Annotated in this window: 15 protein-coding genes; 3 read left to right on the top strand and 12 right to left on the bottom strand. The window is 45.5% G+C overall.

Annotation, left to right across the window (positions count from 1 at the left end):
• The first annotated feature begins 4 nt into the window (after positions 1-4).
• A complete protein-coding gene (locus tag HWX64_RS06535) occupies positions 5-493 on the top strand; it encodes a spore germination protein GerPE (RefSeq protein WP_175988334.1) in 489 nt (162 codons plus the stop codon).
• A 59-nt stretch (positions 494-552) separates the two neighbouring features.
• On the top strand, positions 553-771 hold the full coding sequence (locus HWX64_RS06530; protein ID WP_175988332.1) for a spore germination protein: 219 nt from the start codon (positions 553-555) through the stop codon (positions 769-771).
• Positions 772-864: 93 nt separating this feature from the next.
• Here the strand turns inward: HWX64_RS06530 and HWX64_RS06525 are convergent, their stop codons facing one another.
• From HWX64_RS06525 to addB, 3 genes are all read right to left on the bottom strand, one after another.
• The gene (locus HWX64_RS06525) at positions 865-1,170 is read right to left on the bottom strand and encodes an HNH endonuclease (protein WP_175988330.1); all 306 of its coding nucleotides are present in this window, start codon (positions 1,168-1,170) and stop codon (positions 865-867) included.
• 100 nt (positions 1,171-1,270) lie between these two features.
• Positions 1,271-5,041 carry a helicase-exonuclease AddAB subunit AddA gene (gene addA, locus HWX64_RS06520; RefSeq protein WP_175988328.1) on the bottom strand — a complete coding sequence of 1,257 codons (3,771 nt, stop codon included), beginning with the start codon at positions 5,039-5,041 and terminating at the stop codon, positions 1,271-1,273.
• Positions 5,034-8,522 carry a helicase-exonuclease AddAB subunit AddB gene (gene addB / locus HWX64_RS06515; RefSeq protein WP_175988326.1) on the bottom strand — a complete coding sequence of 1,163 codons (3,489 nt, stop codon included), beginning with the start codon at positions 8,520-8,522 and terminating at the stop codon, positions 5,034-5,036. Before addB ends, addA begins: the two co-directional genes overlap by 8 nt.
• Positions 8,523-8,693: 171 nt before the next feature.
• On the opposite strand from addB, the gene HWX64_RS06510 reads away from it, so the two are divergent.
• Positions 8,694-9,848: an MFS transporter gene (locus HWX64_RS06510; protein WP_175988324.1), complete on the top strand. Its 1,155-nt coding sequence runs from the start codon at positions 8,694-8,696 to the stop codon at positions 9,846-9,848.
• Positions 9,849-9,899: 51 nt separating this feature from the next.
• Here HWX64_RS06510 and HWX64_RS06505 read toward each other — a convergent pair whose 3' ends face one another.
• From HWX64_RS06505 to HWX64_RS06465, 9 genes are all read right to left on the bottom strand, one after another.
• Positions 9,900-10,448, bottom strand: coding sequence for a GNAT family N-acetyltransferase (locus tag HWX64_RS06505; RefSeq protein ID WP_175988322.1), 549 nt, complete (start codon positions 10,446-10,448; stop codon positions 9,900-9,902).
• A 54-nt stretch (positions 10,449-10,502) separates the two neighbouring features.
• On the bottom strand, positions 10,503-11,984 hold the full coding sequence (locus HWX64_RS06500) for a class I adenylate-forming enzyme family protein (protein ID WP_175988320.1): 1,482 nt from the start codon (positions 11,982-11,984) through the stop codon (positions 10,503-10,505).
• A gap of 468 nt (positions 11,985-12,452) precedes the next feature.
• The gene (locus tag HWX64_RS06495; RefSeq protein WP_254871117.1) at positions 12,453-13,556 is read right to left on the bottom strand and encodes an endonuclease; all 1,104 of its coding nucleotides are present in this window, start codon (positions 13,554-13,556) and stop codon (positions 12,453-12,455) included.
• A gap of 398 nt (positions 13,557-13,954) precedes the next feature.
• Complete coding sequence (locus HWX64_RS06490) at positions 13,955-15,130, bottom strand: thiolase family protein (protein ID WP_175988318.1); 1,176 nt, start codon at positions 15,128-15,130, stop codon at positions 13,955-13,957.
• Between the two features lie 44 nt (positions 15,131-15,174).
• The gene (gene fabG / locus HWX64_RS06485; RefSeq protein WP_175988316.1) at positions 15,175-15,918 is read right to left on the bottom strand and encodes a 3-oxoacyl-ACP reductase FabG; all 744 of its coding nucleotides are present in this window, start codon (positions 15,916-15,918) and stop codon (positions 15,175-15,177) included.
• The gene (locus HWX64_RS06480) at positions 15,915-16,826 is read right to left on the bottom strand and encodes an alpha/beta fold hydrolase (RefSeq protein ID WP_175988314.1); all 912 of its coding nucleotides are present in this window, start codon (positions 16,824-16,826) and stop codon (positions 15,915-15,917) included. Before HWX64_RS06480 ends, fabG begins: the two co-directional genes overlap by 4 nt.
• A complete protein-coding gene (locus HWX64_RS06475) occupies positions 16,813-17,850 on the bottom strand; it encodes a 3-oxoacyl-ACP synthase (protein ID WP_175988312.1) in 1,038 nt (345 codons plus the stop codon). The genes HWX64_RS06480 and HWX64_RS06475 overlap by 14 nt, the downstream gene beginning before the upstream one ends.
• A gap of 12 nt (positions 17,851-17,862) precedes the next feature.
• Positions 17,863-18,861, bottom strand: coding sequence for a branched-chain amino acid ABC transporter permease (locus HWX64_RS06470; protein ID WP_175988310.1), 999 nt, complete (start codon positions 18,859-18,861; stop codon positions 17,863-17,865).
• Between the two features lie 4 nt (positions 18,862-18,865).
• Positions 18,866-19,726: a branched-chain amino acid ABC transporter permease gene (locus tag HWX64_RS06465; protein WP_175988308.1), complete on the bottom strand. Its 861-nt coding sequence runs from the start codon at positions 19,724-19,726 to the stop codon at positions 18,866-18,868.
• Between the last annotated feature and the right edge of the window lie 4 nt (positions 19,727-19,730).

The raw sequence follows: 19,730 nt of genomic DNA, 5'->3' as shown, positions 1-19,730 counted from the left end.
TGGTATGTTAAAAAGATATTCTATCGTGAATGAACTGTCGGGAATCACGCTTTCCTTCTCTTCCATCTATCAGCTTGGGGACTCACAAAATATTTTTTCTACAACGAAAGCCTTCGCTGTTCAGCGCGAAAAAGAGTTCTTCCTCAGCAGCGAAGGACGATTTGAGGCAGAAGTGTTCAATGAAGTCATAGTGCTCCCCCCCATCAACCCTGGAATATCAATAAGCAGATTGAACCTTTCACCCATCAAAGTCAACTGCATGAAAGTAGACGCAACAGCTTTTTCCTCCCTCGTTCACATAGGAAATACGAGTAACGTTTATATGGAATCAAGGGTGAAACATATCCGTCAACTTGAGGGTGATGCTGAATATGGTGAAGAAGAGATTGAAAAAATCGAAGAGTTGGAAATCCCTGCAGCGGAAGTTGAAGAAGGAGAACCCGTTGAGTTCGTTGAATTCAACAACAGGAAAAACGAAACTGACAATAAATGAACGCTCTCATCTTTATCACATAGATTAAAAGTGTAGACTACAAAAGAAGGATGTTTTATATGCCAGCGATAATAGGTCCGGTTTCCATTCTAAGTGTCGGCGGCGGGAATGTGCAATTTGGGGATACTGCCATCATTTCCCCAAAATCCGCCTCTAAATCGTTTGGAGGTTCAGGTGGATTCAATACAGGCCCATTCCAATTGACTTATAATGTCTTCAGTATCACAAACACATTTGATTGCAATGTGGTGGATCAGCCGATTACAGGCAATAATTAAAAAAGCAAAAAGTCAAATTCAGGGCTTTTTGCTTTTTGTTTTTAAACTTTTTTCATAGATTCCTGCTGTTGTATAATCTTTTAACCGCTCCGTTCAGTGCTTCCGTTTCTTCCGTTCGTTGCTTTTTTTTGTTTTGACTAATTTTGATGACGGCTGTTTGCGGATCCATTTGATGAATTTGCTTATCTTTTCATCTCTCCTTAAGTTTTCGATGGAATTGAGCCTCGCACCCAGCTCTTCATTTGTGTAGAGGGAATGGATCTGTTTATGACAAGCCATACACAATTCAGCTGTCGGCATGAAGGAACCGCCTACTTCTTTTGGAGTCAAGTGATGAACCGTGGTGGCAACCTGCTGCCGTGCACAAAGTTCACATGTTCCGCTTGCTTTATTCCTCATACTCATCAGCTCCTCTTTTCGTATTTTGTTCTATCATTCCCTGTTTGACCCCATATGAAAAGCCGCTCCAAAGAATGATATCCTGAAGCGGCTTGTTTTCTTAAAGTTCCAATAAATGGCCTCCGTCAAAGAAATAGAGGTATTTTTCAGATACTGTTACCTTCCATATTGATTCCAAGGCTCTTGTATAAAGTTCAATTTGGACTTTATAGCGGTTTTCGAGAATGTCTTTCGCCTCAACAAACCCATTTTCATACCGATCATGTATGCCGTCAGTTTTATAATCCAAAAGAACAAGACCTTTATCATCCCTGAATACACAGTCAATGACCCCTTGAACAAGAATCGTCTCTTCGACAGGTTCATCTCCAATATCAGATATTTCGCTTAGAGGAACACTCATGCTGAATGGGATCTCCCTTTGTATGTTGGTTGTTTTCACCATTCGCTTACCTAGTTCACTTTCAAAGAAATGAAGGATATTCGGAACTGAAATGGACGTTTTTTGTTCTTCTGTCAAAATCTCTTTTCTGACCAGGTCTTCCAAGAGGATAGAGACCGCCTGTTCATCAGGCTTGCCCTCTGCAAAAGAAATATGCTGCATGACGGTATGCATGGCCGTCCCTTTCTCTGCCGGCGACAGCTCCTTTGTCTGCATAAATGCAGGTCGGTTATATACAGGCTTCTGCTGGCGCCTGAGCAATTCTACACTTGAAGATTCATCCCTTATTTCATACATTCGTTTCAATTCTGATACCGACTGTTTTGAACGCAGGCTGGCTGCCTTCATATTTGGATAATTCCATAAGAGACGTTCAAACACTTCTTCTTTATGGGCCGACTCCGAGTTGACCTCTTTTCCGTCTTTCACGTCTTCTTTCCAATCATCGCCTTGATCATCGGCAGTCCCTTCTTCTTCGATCAATTCGGACTTATGGATCTTGTTCACATTCCAGCAGGAAGGATGATGATATATTTCATCGTTCTGTCCAATTTCCCCTAGCTCACCTTCATGCAGCTCTTCACAGTGGGGATGACGGATGAGTGATGGTCCGATCCAATCAAGGTAGGATACCGCTCCTGCACGGTCAAAGTCAGGCAGCAGCCACTCATTTTCACTCATCGTTCCCTTCCATTTCTTCACTGATTTCTCGAAGCTCTTCACGGTACCGATCAGATATAGTTTTTCTTTGGCACGGGTAAGTGCAACGTATAATACCCTCATTTCTTCAGAAATAGCTTCCATCCGCTTCTTTCGTTTGAATGCCAGCTGTGGAAGGGACGGGTAGCTTATCCTTTTGTCGGGATCGGTAAACTTGCTTGCAAGCCCCAAGTCCTTGTCCAATAAGTACGAAGCATTCAAGTCCATCAGATTGAACTGTTTTGATGTGCCGGCTACAAAAACAACCGGAAATTCAAGCCCTTTACTTGAATGAATCGTCATTAAACGGACAACATCCTCCTGTTCACTCAGTGCCCTTGCCACCCCTAAGTCATCTCCCCGTTCTCTCATGCGGTCAATGAACCGCAGAAAGCGGAATAATCCCCTGAAGGTAGTGGATTCATATTGACGGGCCCTGTCATATAGTGCACGCAGATTGGCCTGGCGCTGCTTGCCTCCTGCCATTCCGCCTACGTAGTCATAGAACCGTGTATCACGGTATAACTGCCAGATCAGTTCTGTGACTGAGCCTTGCCGTGCCCTTGTTCTCCAGCGGTCAAGCTGATATAGAAATAATTTTACCTTTTCGAAGGTTTCTTCCCCGCCCGGGTTTGAAGGCTTCTGTTCAGCAAACTTTTTCAGCGCTTCGTAATAGCTGCCTGCCTTCGAATGAATGCGGATACTCGCTAACCCTTCTTCATCCAGACCTGCAATCGGGGATCTCAGGACCGAGGCAAGCGGGATATCCTGGTAAGGATTATCGATTACTTTAAGCAGAGACAGCATAATGGAAATTTCCGTTGCATCGAAATAGCCGGTGGACAAGTTCGCATAAATCGGGATCCCATGGCGTTTGAACTCTTCCATGATTTCTGCTGCCCATGGCATGGAGCGGAGCAGGATTACAATGTCCTTGTATTGGATCGGCCGTTCTGTTTTTGTTTTTGCATCAAAAACCGGGGTCTTCTCCTCAATCATCCCCTTTACTTTCTGAGCCATATATCTTGCTTCTAAAACAGACTTTTCAATATCTTCCTCATCAAAAATGGAAAGTGAATCCTCTTCCTCCGGAGAAGGAGAGTTCTCTGCTGCTTCCTGATCGATCAGGGCTACCTCGATCGGGTACGCCTTATCTTCGGGGTATGCTGCACCCTTCACTAATTCTGCTTCTTTGTTGTACTCCATCTCTCCGACTGATGTACCCATGATTTGTTTGAACAGGAAATTTGTACCCTCCAGCACCTCTTTACGGCTTCTGAAGTTTTGGGACAAGTCTATTTTCAGACCCGCATCGCCGGGCTCAGGAAGAAAACGGTTATATTTTGTTAAGAATAAATTAGGTTCCGCCAACCGGAAACGGTAAATGGACTGTTTTACATCCCCCACCATAAACCGATTGCCAGTCTGCTCCTCTTCCCCAGTAATAAGCAGAAGAATCGATTCCTGAACCATATTCGTATCCTGGTACTCGTCCACCAGCACCTCTTTGAATTTATGTTTGTATTGCAAAGCGGCATCGGACGGAATAAGCTTATCACCTTCAGCACTTTCCCTGAGAATATCAAGACAGAAGTGCTCAAGATCGGCAAAATCAACCAGACCCTTTTCTTCCTTGACGGCTTTGAAACGGCGCCCAAACTCAATGACGAGCTCTGAGAGAGTATGAATGGTATCTTTCATACTTGTCATATCCGTCAAGAATGATTGGGGCTTTCTCAAAAAGAACTCATCCTTGAGTTTCTCAAGCATCTTCTTTCCCTGATCCCTGAGTTTTTTTGATTCATCTGCAAGTCCTTTATCGAAATCGTCGCCCCGGCACGGTTTCAATTTAGTGAAATGAAGGCCCTGCATTCCTTCGTACAGTGCACCCCATGATATCTTTTCAGAGTTAAGCAGCCCGTCGACAACTGCAAGGTCATCCAAGAAGTTTTCAGCCCTTGGTGAAGGCCCCCCGGGAACTTTTGTTAAATCAAGCGCCCGTTGGAACAAGGATCTCGCACCTTGCAGCTGCAGTTTGATATCGACTTTAAGAGGACCCATAAAAGGGAGGTCATCAATTTCTGTTTTCTCACGGATGTCATACATCCCCGCTAACTCCCCGAGCCATTTTTCCGGATTCGGGTGTGAACGGGAGAAATCATACAATTTGCGTATCATCTCTTGAAGGGCACCATCACTGCGGTCATTTGTATAGGTATCCACCAGTGTGAAGAAAGCAGTGTTATCTTCTTTTCCGTACTCATCTTCAAATAGTTCATCAAGCACTTCGTCGCGGATCAAATCACCCTCTGTTTCATCTGCGATCCTGAAACCCGGATCGATATCGATAAGATAGTAATATTTCCGGATCACTTCGAGACAGAAAGAATGCAATGTCGATATCGAAGCACGGTTAAGTAAGCTCAGCTGCTTCCTTAAATGTGTCGAGTGAGGATCTTCATCGATTGCTTTCTCAATCGCCTGGCCGATACGGTGCCTCATTTCAGCAGCAGATGCATTGGTAAATGTAACAACCAGGAGTTCATCGACATCCAGCCTGTCTTCTTCCGAAAGGATGCGCTGGATGATACGCTCGACGAGCACTGCCGTTTTTCCGGAACCGGCAGCGGCTGCAACGAGGATATCCCGGCCTTTTGCCCAGATTGCTTTCCACTGATCATCCGTCCAGGTGACATCTTCCGGTTTAGCGGGAACGGTATATTTACTCATTTTCATTTACCTCCTCTCTTACTTTTGCAAGCAGATCTTCTGCTTTCGCCGCCCGCAGCACTCTGTAATCATTTTCTTCGAGCGACTGATCGAATTGACATACCGGACGGTAGGAACAGAATTGGCATGGAGTCCTGTCCTTCAGTTTATAAGGTGTAATATCCACGGCCCCCGAAACAATTTGATTGCCGGCATTTTCATAGATCTTCCTTACATGTTTCCGCATAAAATGAAAATCTTCCTTTGAAGCGGCTTTTGACCTGGAGGAAAGAGTACCGTCCTTTTTTATTCCAGCAGATATGATATCCGAACTCCCACTATCAAGGGTCCGATCCATCAAGCGGACGATGTCTGCATCGCCGAGGACCAGCCCCTTCATCTTGAAGCTCTTGAAAATTTCATTTTCGATTTGGTCCAGCGTCAATATCTTTTTACTGTTGATCATCGGGTTGTGAACATGGAAATACAATACCCCTGCCGGCTGTGCCTCTTTTCCTACAAATTGCTTCGAGTGGGATAAGACGATATCCAGATAAGTCAGCATCTGAAGGGCAAGTCCATAATAAACCTCTGTCACATCAAGGTCCCTTGCACTGGATTTATAATCGACAATGCGCAGGTATACCCCATTTTCATCTTCAGCCTTATCCACCCGGTCAATCCGTCCTTGAAGTTCCATTTTCGTGCCGTTACGCAGTTGAAATTGAAAAGGCGGCAGTTCCGCATTCGGTCCGAATCCGAGTTCCACCCCGACTGGCACAAATCCGCTCGCTTTCGCATGCTCACTCAGAATGAGACTTGCACGTCCAATGATATGTTCAAGCTTCTTTGCAATATAATGAAGGCGGTTTGAGCTTAAGAGTATCTGGTGCTGCAGCTTGGGAGCCAGCATTGCCACCGCATCCTTGGCCAATTGCAGGCATTGTGCCTTTGTGAGCCCTGCCCAGGTCAGCCCATGTTTCTCCACCTCATCCGATATCCACTTCAGCGCGGAGTGGAACATCTCCCCGATATCAGGGGCCTCAAGCTTGAAGAACTCTCTTTCCCTTAGCTTCAAGCCATGGCTGGCGAAGTGTGAGAAAGGACAGCTATTGAACAACTCCATTCTGGAAACACTTGCAAGTATATGTTCCCCGTATAGGTCCCTGCTCGTTTCTTCTGTCAGCCTTCCCGCTTTATTTTCATGGAAAAGACTTGATAAGATATGCTGCGCCTGCCATTTCCATTGAGGTGAAGACGCATAGAAATTATACACATCCCACCAGAAGTCATAAATCGGATACTCCCGTTTCTTCAGCTGCAGCTGGGATGTCAAATGAGAGATCGTGACATTCGGGTGGCATACATAATGCAGCTGCTCTTCTTCTGACAGTTCAGAAGGTTCATTGATCAACAATTTTGTGTCCGCTTCTGGGTACATTTCTTTCAGCCTTTTTATATAAGAAGATGGAAGCAGTGCTTTTCCCTCTTCATTTGCGATCGGATGACTGATAAACAATTTTTCACTCGGTGTTGTAAAAGCTTTATAGGCAACGAATTCTTCATCCAGAAGCTTCGTCCGATTTGTCGGTGCTATCTTGAAGCCTTTTTGTAGCATTGCCTCCCTGTCTTCGTCTGACAATACGCCTTCTTCACTCATTTTTGCCGGAAGGACTCCGTCATTGACCCCGATCATAAAGGCAGCCTTGATATCTGCCAGCCTGGATTTCTCAAGGTCAGCAATGATCACTTGATCGATTGCAGGAGGCACCAGCGAAAACTTCATCGATTCTATACCAGCATCCAGAATCGAAGTGAATTTCTTGATGGTTGTTTCCTCATCCCCGAGCATTTCCACATACTGGTCCAATAATTCAATGACCGCACTCCATGCTTGATCATGCTCCCTGGCAGCCACAAGGTCGCCACGCTCTTCAGCTTGTATTCTTAATCGCTCGAGCTTTGCCGGAATATCCAATTCTTCCAGATAAAGATAAAGCGTTTCACAAAACTCTCTTCCTGTACTCTGCTTCTTAAGTCGTTTACCGAGCCGGACGATCGGAGCGGAAATGAAAAGCCGAAGCTCGTTGATTTCATGCTCAAGCTCCCTTTCCCGGTCGGTTTGGGGAGAATCAACATGTTCGAGACCCCTGAAACGGCGGTACTTCCAGCGCTCTTTACCCGTCCAGCGCTCTCCCTGGATACCGTATGCCAGCACATAATTTTCCAGACGGTCCATCTGCTCCCGCAGCTCGGAAGGATCCTTTTGGTATGGGAATAGCAGATCCGTTTTCACTGCCCTGAAGACTGGTTCATATCTCCAATTCGAATTCATGATTTCAAGCGTGGAACGAATCAGTTCAATCAGTGGATGATTCAACATCGTTCTCTTCTGGTCAAGGAAAAAAGGAATCTCGAAATCTTGGAATATCGTTTCTATTTTATCCCGGTAATCCTGGCTGTTGCGTACCAGGACAGCGATATCTTTATACCTGTAACCTTCTGTGCGTGCAAGTTTTCGGATCTCTCTTGCAATCCCCTCTATCTCCGCCCGGCGGTTTGACGCTTCCAAAAATTGAATGGAATCCCGTGCATCCGCTCCGGTATAGCTGACAGCTGGCCGGTCTTCAAAATATTTCTCGATGTGCTGCATCGTGCCGCTTCTAAACCGGATCGGCTTGACGTACACTTCCTCTTCAACCGGCTTATGTGCCCTATGGGATATATCCTGAAGCGTCTCATACGTTTCATTCGTCATCCTGAACAGGCTCAGCTCACTAAATGAGCCAAACTGCTGATCGGAATCCGCTGTAAGGGCAATCGTGACGTTCCTGCTATGCTGGATCAGCTGTTCAATGATGAGATATTCCTGCGGTGTGAAGCTGTGAAAACCGTCAATATAAATGTCGGCATTTTTAAGAAGGACAGAGTTTTTCACATTATCAGCCAGAAGCTGAAAATAATCCTCTGAGTCAATATACTTCCCCATCAGTTTTTCTTCGAATTTTTCATAAATAAGTTCAAGATCATGAAGTTTATCCTTTAATGCCTTCGACTGCGCCTCTTCCTGATTGAATTCCTCAAGCTCCTGAGGCTTTATGCAATACCGTTTGAATTCTGTCAGCATGGCTTCCACATGGTCGATGAACCCCGGCTTTTCAGAAGCCTTTGAAAAGATATGCAAGTCGTCTTTGTGCTCTTCGATGATTTTTCGAATCATCATATTCAACCCGACGCTGGATAGATGATAACGGCTCATCCCCCCTGTTTCCTGAAGGATCTTCCAGGCCAGCCTCGTAAAACTGAAAACCTGGGCACGGATCATCCCGTTCAATCCGGGGGAATTCACTAATTCGTACTCCGATATAAAGGACATCTGGTCAGGTACCAGATAGATGATCGGATCTCCATTCGGCTGTTCGAGCAGTTTTTCTTTTATTTCAGACAGCATTCCGTAGCTCTTTCCCGTACCTGCCCGTCCAATTATAAATCTGACAGCCATACTCTCACTCCTTTAGATATGTATTTCTATATTAACCAATAGGTTCTATGATTTTTTGTATAGGTCCATTATAAACGATAATCTCCATGAACAAATCCATCTTGCTTCATTCTTGTTTGAAAATATTTGGGAGCTTCTGCATACAGTAAAGAAGGCAGGTGATTTCAGTCAATGTATATATCCTATAAATTGATATCCGTTTTACTGGTCAGCATGGGAATCATGGTCGCAAGCAACATCTATACATTCATACCGATCTATGGGGATATCGCCTCTTCAATTGGGATTCCATCAGAATCAGTCGTGATGGCCGGCAGTTCATTTACGTTTTTTTATGCATGCGGATTATTGATATTCGCTAACATCGCCGACCGGTTCGGCAAGAGGGAGATATTGATACTGGGTATGCTCGCTTCCGCCATCTCAACTGCCCTTGTCACGGTCTCTTTCAATTCTTGGAGTCTATCCCTCACCAGAGGGCTGCAGGGATTTTGTTTGGGGAGCTTTGCCCCAGTGGCTTTCTCCTATACGTATGACCTGTTTGAAGATAAAAAGAGGACACTTCTCCTCGCCATGATCAATTCGGGGTTTCTGTTCGCAGGAATTCTGGGGCAGTTACTCAGCGAAGGGATCACGCGGATCATTCACTGGACGGCAGTCTTTTTATTTTTTTCCTTTGCTTATCTTATCCTTTTCCTCGCTGGAAAGAAGACGCTTCCGGGGACCACTGTTTCTGGAGACAGAGCTGAAACCCGAACTGCCTACATTCTATTCAGGTTATTGCTCAATAAACAACTTCTAATGCTTTATGCCATAGTGTTTACACTTCTATCTTCATTTGTCGTCTACTATGACAGTATGACAAGGTTTTTGTACAGAGAAGACTCTCTTCTTTTACAAATAAGACTTGTAGGCTTGCTTGGCGTTAGTTTATCTCTATTTACCGGGAGACTTCTGAAAAAAATCGGAGCCTTTAAAACATTATTTCTCGGATTTGCACTTGCCGTCTTGTCCTTCGGCATTGCATTCATTTACCTTTCTGCACCCGCCCCGATTTTATTGATGATATCTTCCATTCTATTTGTCTCTTCTATTTCCCTCTTGATCCCTACCGTCATCACGTTGATAGGGGATATCAGCAGCATGGACAGAAGTCAGGCCCTCAGTCTATACTCGTTTATTTTATTGGGAGGAACCAGCCTTGCCCCCCTGATCGCCATGAAGGTAAATTACGCTCAGGCGCTGATTTTCCTAATGGTTTGCTTTATGGTGAATATAATAATCGGGATCATGTTGACTTTCAGAAGAGATTGCGCGGAGGGATGAATCGACTAAACACTCGGGGAAATTCACCAACCATAGAAAAAAAGAAGGAAATCATCCTTCTTTTTTGCGTTTTTGCCATTCATCAGAAAGCATTCCATATAAATGCATATCATGACGTTCTCCGTCTCTCTGCAGAAATTCCCGGAAGCTCCCTTCTTTTGTGAAACCAAGAGTTTCATATAAACGGATGGCACGTGTATTATATGAAAATACCGTTAATTGGAGGCGGTGCAAATTTAACTCTCCGAATGCATAAGCCAGTACGCATTCCATCGCTTCCCTGCCATACCCCATGCCTTGGCATTCTTCTTCCCCGATGATAATCGAGAGCCCTCCTACCCGGTGCGCCCAGAGAATCCCGTCAAGCTCAGCATAGCCGATCAATCGGCCGCTGTCTTTCAAGCGGATTCCCAAGCGATAGGCATTATCCTCCTCCCCTCCTATCCATTTCTTCACTTCATCTTCAGACTTCGGTTTATACGGAAGAGCATCCAGCAGCCGCTGAAGCTTCTCATTCTGGCTCCATTTCACAAGGAGCGGGGCATCGTCTTCATGTAAGCCTGAGAAATAAAGACTCGTACCTGTAAGTAATGGTTTCATCTGTTTTCACCTCAAGTTAGTAGAATTCGAGGTGCAAGGGAATTTTACCTTTTTTTATAAAATATAGTTTTCTACTAACTCTTTTTTATTTACTTTCCCGACATCGGTTTTTGGAATTTCTTCGATAAAGTGATAATGTTTTGGAATCTTAAATGCACCGAATTTTTCGAGACAGTAAGCCTTTGCTTCAGTTGCCGATAATCTACTGCCATCACGCAGCGTAATAAAAGCAGTGACTACCTCTCCCCACTTTTCATGCGGCATCCCTGTGACGGCACATTCAGAGATGGACGGATGCTCGCATAGCCAATGTTCGATTTCCTGAGGATAAATATTTTCCCCGCCTGAAATGATCATATCTTTTTTGCGTCCGACGATAAAATAATCACCTTCTCGATCAACTCTTGCCAGATCCCCTGTGTGAAGCCAGCCGTCTCTCAGTGCCGCTGCCGTCTCTTCCGGCATTTTCCAATATTCTTTAAATAGGTGGTCTCCGCCAAGAAGCAGTTCACCTACATCCCCATCTTTCACACATTCCCCTTTGTGATCGACGACCTTCACTTCATTAAGCATCATTGATTTTCCAATCGATCCTTTCTTCATTTTCCCAGGGTCAATATAGAAGTTATTCGGCCCTGCCTCGGTCAAGCCGTACCCTTCCTTGAACTGCAGCCCCTTGGCTTTGAAGACATCATACACTTTCCCGGGACATGGCGCTCCTCCCGACAGAAATACCTTCATCTTAGGAAAAGTGGCATGTCCGAAATCCTTCTCTTCCATCAGTCCATGATACATCGTCGGTACCAGTAACACGATCGTGCATCCATGACGATTCAGCATATCAATGGCCTGGAGAGGTTCAAATCGTTCAGCCGTCACCACTTTCCCCCCAATCATCAAGATCGGTAATGAAAGTGCATTCAGCCCTCCCGTGTGGAATGTCGGTAAATACGTAATCGTACTATCTTCTTCTGTTAGATTCCAGCTTATTACCGTATTCAGGGCATTTGCATTAATTGATCTATATGATAGGATGACTCCCTTTGACTTGCCTGTAGTCCCGCCGGTATAAATCATGATCCAGGGATCATCTCTTTCAAGAGGTGTTTGTGATTTCAGCTCTGTTCCACTATTCACCCGAAATGCAGCCTCTTCTACCATTTCAGTTTTGTATCCTTTTTGCATGTTATCGGCCAAATATTCAAATTCAGCTTGAAAGAAGACCAGTTCAGGGGTGCAGTCACCTATCAGCGATTCGATCTCCGCCGGGGACAGACGCCAGTTTAATGGTACAAAGACAGCTCCAATTTTACTGCAGGCAAACAGCAGTTCAAAGCAGACAGGGTGATTTTTGGCGATGAAAACAATCCGATCTCCTTTTCGTATCCCTTTCTCTTTCATATAAAATGCCCACTTTGCCGCTCTTGCATCAAGTGAGCGGTACGTAATCATCTCATTGGTGGATCCATTTACAAGCGCCACCCGTTCAGGAGAGATGATTGATCGCTTCTGCAACCAATCTGTCACTCTTTCCATCTCATCTCCTCCTTGGATTGGATTGCTTTTATCTTAGAGCGGTGGAGTTACAAATGAGTTACAGGAATGGGTGCAGCTGTTTTAGAATTGGGCTTTTGAGGACGGGCAGCGATTCGGAGTTTTCGACAAGTGGCGCAATTACTGTGAGAGTGGCGCAATTATTCGAAATGTTGCGCGATAATCCTGAAAGTGGCTCAATTATTCAAAATGTTGCGCAATAACCCTGAAAGTGGCTCAATTATTGAAAAACTGGCGCGATAAATCAATATCTGTCGTAATTATTAAACGGGAGCAGTCCAATCCAGGTCGATTACTTGTCTAGAACTAATCCCCTCCTAGTTATTCGTCCACCATCTTATAAATTTCCTCTTACTTTCATTCAAAATTCTCATTTCACTTACGATTCTAGTAATCATTCATAAAAAAACGCCCGGGACATCACAATGCCCCAAGCGCTAAGTCAATCTATCACCAAATCATCTCTGCCCATTCCGGATGATCGATGAAAGGGTTCCGGTTTCCTTGATAGTCTTCAAAAATAATATTGTTCCGGCGAATTTCCCTTGAATCCACAGGATCCTCTGCATGCCATTCCAGCAAAACGGAGATCTTTCCGTGATACGGGGCACTGCCGTTATTCACATACTCATTCAATTCAAGGTCTACTTCACCGCTGTCGCCTTCATAGCGGACGGCCATGTAGAAAATCATCCGGGCAACGTCCCCTTTTACTTCGTCCCGGGGCTCCCAGGAATCGCCGTCATAATAATTTCCAGGAGCTTCACTGTGTTCACTGCCTCCATTGTCGAAATCGAGATTCCCTCTGGAGGAATTCACCGTTACGTCTGTCGGACGGAGATGATGCAAATCTGTCCCCGCTCCCTGTGACGTTCCAAAGTCACCATGGGATTTAGCCCACACGTGCTCGCGGTTCCAGTCATCCACTCCGCCTCCGTTGGTGAATTTCGATTGAGAACGGCCTGAATATAATAAAAGAACGTTGTTTAAGTTTGCGGGATCCTCGTCTGTATTCCGGAGCGCCCCCCATACTTCACTATAGGAAAGTGTAGTGTGATCATCAATGATGTTGTGCAATGCGGATTTAAGGTTAGAGCCTGTTTTTCCTTCAGCAGCAGTATAATACTCTTCGTACGATGGAGGATCGCCAGGATCTGTCGGATCTGTTGGGTCTGTATCTCCCTCCACCTCTTCAAAAGCGGCCGTCGACTTCACTCCCGGATGTGAGAAATAATCTGTCAGGCTTCCGGTAACTTTAAGTTTCTGCCCCATCAGATCCGGGTTACTTTGAAGGCCAAAACTTGAACGAAATGAAGAAGGTATCTGAACAAATATCATTTCTGACGTATTTGTTTCCGTCGGTGAGTCGGCCAGTGCAAGTGCATAATCATTCGGGAAATTGCTTGTCACGACAGATGTTTGTGATGTGGGCTGCCCAACGACATACCCCTCGACTGAATGGACTGCACCGGTTTGGTTTGATATCGCCTGGCTTACTGAAAATGGTGAACTCCATGTACCGCTGCCAGCAGCATTGATATTGTCCAATTGCATTCCGCTGCAGATCAATAAAACCATTACGAATACAGTGATGATACTGACCAATTTTCCTGAAAACTGTTTCAAACATAACGCCTCCTTCGTATTAAATACGTACTTAGCGTACACTAGAAAATTTTGAAAAAGGGTTAAAATAATGTAAATTTTCTAAAATAAGTAATATGAATCACTTTTGTTTGGTAGAAAAGAAGGCATATCTGGATAAATATGGATTACAATAGACATTCAGTCGCTATGCTTGGAAAAGATACCCCATGTTTTAAAAATAGAGGCTGAGAATTAATTGAAGCCACATGGGATCAACGTTCTCTGATTCCAACCCGATCTTTCCCGGAACATAAAAAAGCACCAGCCCCCATCCCAGGACTGGTCCTTCTCCTTTTCTTTTAAACTTACAAGCTTTCTAATAAAACTGAAGCCCCCATGCCTCCGCCTACACATAAAGAAGCAATTCCCTTTTTCAAGTTCTGCCTCTTCAGTTCATGCACAAGAGAGACGGCGATCCGAGCACCCGTACACCCGACCGGATGGCCGATGCTGATCCCGCTTCCGTTTACATTCACCTTATTGCGATCAAGACCAAGCTCTTTTTCGACTGCCAGGTACTGTGCGGCAAACGCCTCATTGATTTCGAATAAATCGATTTCATCCAACGTCCAGTTACCTTTATGTATCCCGTCCTGGATGGCAGGCACCGGTCCGATCCCCATGATCTTAGGATCGACCCCGGCAACTGAGTAGCCGGCAATGCGAGCCAGCGGCTGAAGCCCTTTTTTCTCTGCTTCTTCTTCGCTCATCAGGATCAGGGCGGCTCCCCCGTCATTCAAACTGGAAGAATTCCCTGCTGTTACGGTCCCGCCCTCACGGAAAGCAGGCTTTAAGTTAGCCAGCTTGTCTGCAGTCAATCCGGGACGCGGGCTTTCATCGGTGCCGATGACTTTTTCTCCTTTGCGGCCTTTTATTGTTACAGGAACGATTTGAGAATCAAAATAACCCTTTTCGATTGCATTTACCGCTCTTTGATGACTGAGCATAGCGAATTGGTCCTGTTCTTCACGTGAGATATCGTGGCTTTCCGCCAGGTTTTCTGCCGTTTCGCCCATCATGATCCCATGAATCGGATCCTCGAGTACTTCCCATACGGAATCCCGGACTTCACCATGCTGCAGCCTCTGCCCGAAACGGTGCTGTTTTAAGATATAGGGGCTTGAGCTCATCGCTTCCACTCCGCCTGCCAGGACGATCTCGGATAATCCTGTTTGAATCTGCAAGGCTGCGGAGATGATTGCCTGCATCCCGCTGGCACATTGCCTCTGTATTGTGAAACCCGTTGTCGTGTCATCAAAACCGGAAAGAAGCGCGGCCGTCCGGGCAGTATTTGGCTGGTCCGTACGCTGTATGCAATGTCCCAGGATGACTTCGTCAATTTCACTTGAATGAAGATTGCTCTGTTTGGCTGCTTCCTTCATTACAGGGACAATCAAATCTGTTGGCAGCAGGTCTTTGAAGGCTCCTCCAAATGCTCCTACCGGTGTACGAAGGGCTGATGTGATTACTACATTTCTCATTTTGCTCTTCCCCTTTCAAACGTCTCGAATTTTAGAATGCTGTTTTACATCATGATTCCGCCGTCTACATGGAGAACGGTGCCATTCACATAATCACTGTCATCAGATGCTAAATACAAATACGCTTTTGCAATATCTTCCGGCTTCCCAAGCCTTCCCAACGGAACCATCGCTTTCATGCTTTCGATCACTTTTTCAGGGACGCTTGAGACCATGCCGGTTTCAGTGAAGCCCGGGGCCACTGCATTGACATTGATTCCTTTACGGCCAAGCTCCTTCGCCCATGTTTTTGTCATCCCGACCACAGCGGCTTTGGCGGCAGCATAGTTGGTCTGCCCCACATTTCCATAGACCCCGCTCACGGAAGAAGTATTGATGATTTTGCCTTTTCCGTTTTCAATCAGGTGAGGAAGGACGGCTTGGGTACAATTGAATACACCGGTCAAATTGACATCGAGCACTTTTTGGAAGTTTTCGGCCGACAGCTTATGAAGCATTCCGTCCCTCGTTATCCCGGCATTATTGATAAGAATATCTATTTTGCCGAAATGCTCTTTGGCTTTCGTTACAAAGCCGTCCACAGAAGAACGGTCCGCCACATCCCCCTGAAAGAATTCTGCTTTACCTCCCCCCATCTCATTCAAGGACGTTACTCTCTCTCTTCCTTTCTCTTCATCAAAATCAATAAGTGCGACGTGACATCCTTCCCTTACAAACACTTCTGCTGCTGCATATCCGATTCCATTTGCAGCTCCCGTGATGAGGGCCACTTTACCTTCTAGTCTCATGAAATTTCCTCCTTTTGCTGCAAAAATGACTCCATCCTCTCAACCAGCTGTTCCAAGTCATCCACCAGCGGGGAATGACCGCTATTCTTCAACTCTGTAAAATCTGCATTTTCACCGATATCGTGAACAATCTCCTCAGTCATTTCTTTTGTTATGACATAATCCCTGTCCCCCCTGAGCACGAGCACGGGAATCGAAATGGAGCTTGCCTGACCGTTTCCTTCCACAAGCCCATTGTGGCGGTCACTGATGTTAAAGGTATTTAACGCGTGATAGATTTCAGCCAGGTTCCGCTGTGTCCTCATATCATCGATATACTCTTCGTACAGCTCGGATTCGGGCCGGGTATCCGTATAAATCAGGGCATTCCATAATGAACGCAGGAACTCTCTGTCGTTTGTGTCATAGGCCGCTTGTACAGGAATGGTCTTCCCTTTATCCTTCTTCACATCTTCCAATGTCTTCAATCGATTGGCATGATCCGTCGATCCATCTTCATTTGTGCCAAAAAAAGGATACCCCCTTGTTGAGGCTGAAGCTAACAGAATGAGCCTATCGCAATAACCGGGATGGTCAGCGGCGAATTGCATGGCTACAGCGCCCCCTGTCGACCAGCCGATCAGGCAGAAATCCCTGATGCCGATTTCATCTGCCCAGTCTTTCAAATCAAGTGATAAATCTTGAATGCTTGTAATGGGTTGATGATTACTGGATTCTCCAAAGCCCCTCATATCCACCGCATAGAGCTTATAGCGCTCATCCATCCGGTCAAGCAGTAAATCCCAATGTTTTGAGGAAGTCATATTTCCATGGACCAGCACTACTGGCAGGTCTCCCCCGCTTCTTTCACGGTAAGCCATCGTTTCCCCATTCGAAAGCAGAATTTTTTTCAATTCAATCACTGCCATTTTCAGTCCCCCTTAAGGATTCCCCCCATATGATTGTCGACGCACCCCAGGCATAGCCTATTCCCGCACTCACAAGTACAACGACATCCCCGTCTTTGAGCTTTCGTCGCTTTTCAGCAAGCTCAAGGGAAAGAATTTGATCAAATTGGCCGATATGACCATAGTCTTCAAGGTATATCGATTGTTCTTCAGTTAATCCCAATTCTTTCAGCACATAAAGATGAGCGGATTTCTTCATGTGAAGAATCGCCGCATAGGCAATATCTTTCTCCTCATGACCGCTTTTATAGAGGGATTCACGGATCACTTTTAAGAAATTATCCATTGATTTTTGTTCCAGCCTTTTCTTCATCCCTTCAGGATCCGGCACTTCCAGATAATAACGGTCTTGCTGAAGAGCTTTTTCAGTCAGCGGTTCAACAGTACCTCCGACAGGGACAATGACATCCTCTGAAAAAGAGCCGTCCGTCACTAAAGACGTTTCAAGCAGCTGATTCTTCTTCAATCCTTTTTGTAAAATCACGGCACCTCCGCCTGCAGCCAGATTATACATGAAACGAGTGCGCTCATTACTGTAATTGATGAAGTCACTGTTCCGATAGCCACCCGCCAGAAGAACCGTGTTGATGTCAGGATCGGTTTCCAGAAGGCTCTTTGCAAGCTTCATTGCCATGATTGTCGTCCCGCACCTGAGGGAAGTGTCAAATGCCCATGCACGGTAGGCCCCAATCTCTTCCTGCAGCTTGATGGCCGCTGTCCAGAGAGGGTATTCCTTATGTTCTTCCCCGACATAAATGACGACATCTATGTCTTTTGGATCGATTCCCGCTTTTTCCATGGCGGATTTTGCAGCTTTGATACCCATGGCACAGGTATGATCTCCTGGCCCTGGAACCGTTTTCTTTCTTATCCCCATTTTATTTTCGACAACTTCTGCCGGAAGTCCTGCTTTTTCAGCGATTTCCATTCCCGTCATGATCTTTTCAGGCAAATAAATTCCTGTACTTAGAATTCCAACTGTCATGGCGCCTCCCTCCTATCCTGCTATTTTCTTTTCCTCAGCCCGGTGTCTTTTCACTGTTCTCTTCTTTCTCCCTATTTTCCGGAGTGATCCGACTATGCCCGCAGGGAAGAACATGACAGCAAGGATATAGAGGATCCCGAAAAATATGATCCACCTTTCGAAAATCGGATATGTGCCTGCAAGCTCCGTCAGCCAGTGATGTGCAAATTCAATCAATCCTGCACCAATAATCGCTCCGATCAGGGTGCCGACACCACCGATGATGGTCATAAGCAAAGCATCAAGCGTGATATCCATCGTAAAGACGCTTGTGTTTACAAAGCGTAAAGAGATGGCATAAAGCGAACCTGCAAGACTTGCCAGTACCCCTGCTATGACACTCGCGATAATTTTATAATGAAGGATATGAAACCCGAGGGATTCAGCCCTTTGCTCATTTTCCCGGATCGCCTGAAGAACCGATCCTGCAGGGGATTTTGTGAATCTTCTCAAGACTAAATACACCACGGCCATCACTGCCAGACAAGTAAAATAAAAAGTCATCCTGTCTTTCATGAAATCAGGCGTGCGAAATGTAAATCCATCATTCCCGAAAGTAAGCGTTCTCCACTTTTCCGCACCAACAAGGAATAACCCGGCAAAAGCCAGCGTCAACATTGCGTAAAAGTGGCTCTTTAGACGAAGAGTCAAGAGACCGACTAGATAACTGATGATTCCGGCAATCACGAAACCTGCTAAAAGAGAAACAAAAAACCAGAACATATTCGGCTCCATCCGGTCTAAAAATATGCCCGTCGAATAGGCTCCTATTCCGAAAAACATGGCATGGCCGAACGATACGATTCCGGTATATCCGAGCAGCAGGTCATAGCTCATGGCGAAGATCCCAAATATGAATACTTGCGTCAATAAAATCATCATGCTTCTTGAATCATTAAACAATGGAAATAGCACCAGTAACAGGAGCGCTGTTCCCATAAACAAATTTGAACGGCTTTGAAGGCTTTTCATTGTCTCACCCCTTTACTGTAAATAATCCCTGCGGCCTGAAAATGAGTACGAGCGCCATCAGTATCATATTGACAGCCAGTGACAGCTCCGGAACGTAATACGTCATGAAAGAACCGGTCAATCCTACCAAAACGGCTGCGAATAGGGATCCAGGAAAGCTTCCCATCCCGCCGATCACCACTACGATGAAGGCCAGGATCGCAAATTCCATCCCCATTTCTGCATAAATGACACCGGAATAAGGAGCAAGCAGAATCCCCCCGAGCGCCGCCAGCGCTGATCCGACCATAAATACATACATGAATACTTTCTTGATATTTATTCCAAACGCTTCTACCATTTCTTTGTTCATAACTCCTGCACGAACCACTAATCCTACTCTCGTCTTTTTCAAAATGAGCTGAACAAGTCCAAATACCAGAAATCCTACAGCTATAATAAACAGCCTGTATTTAATAATAATGACATCTCCGATCACCCAGCTGCCTGCCAGATAATCCGGAGCGGACGTCGATAACTGGTTGGGGCCCCACACGACCTTCAACAGTTCCGAGAGAACCAGCATAAAACCCAGGGTGATCAGAATCTGCTGAACATGATTTCCATATACCGGCTGAATAATGAACTTTTCAGTAATCATCCCAAGAATCAGCCCCGTCACAATGGCTCCTATAATCCCCAGTACAAAGCTGTCAGTCACAGCGTAAACCCATACACCACTGTACGCTCCCCAAGCGAACAAGCCGCCGTGGGCAAAATTCAACACATCCATCAATCCAAATATCAAGGTCAAACCTGCCGCTAACAGAAAAATCAACATCCCTGTCGCCAGGCCGTTTAACGCTAAATTGATGATGAGGTCCATTTGA

Source organism: Bacillus sp. Marseille-Q1617 (assembly GCF_903645295.1).
GTDB lineage: Bacteria > Bacillota > Bacilli > Bacillales > Bacillaceae_B > Rossellomorea.
This window is presented reverse-complemented; position numbering and strand designations above follow the sequence as displayed.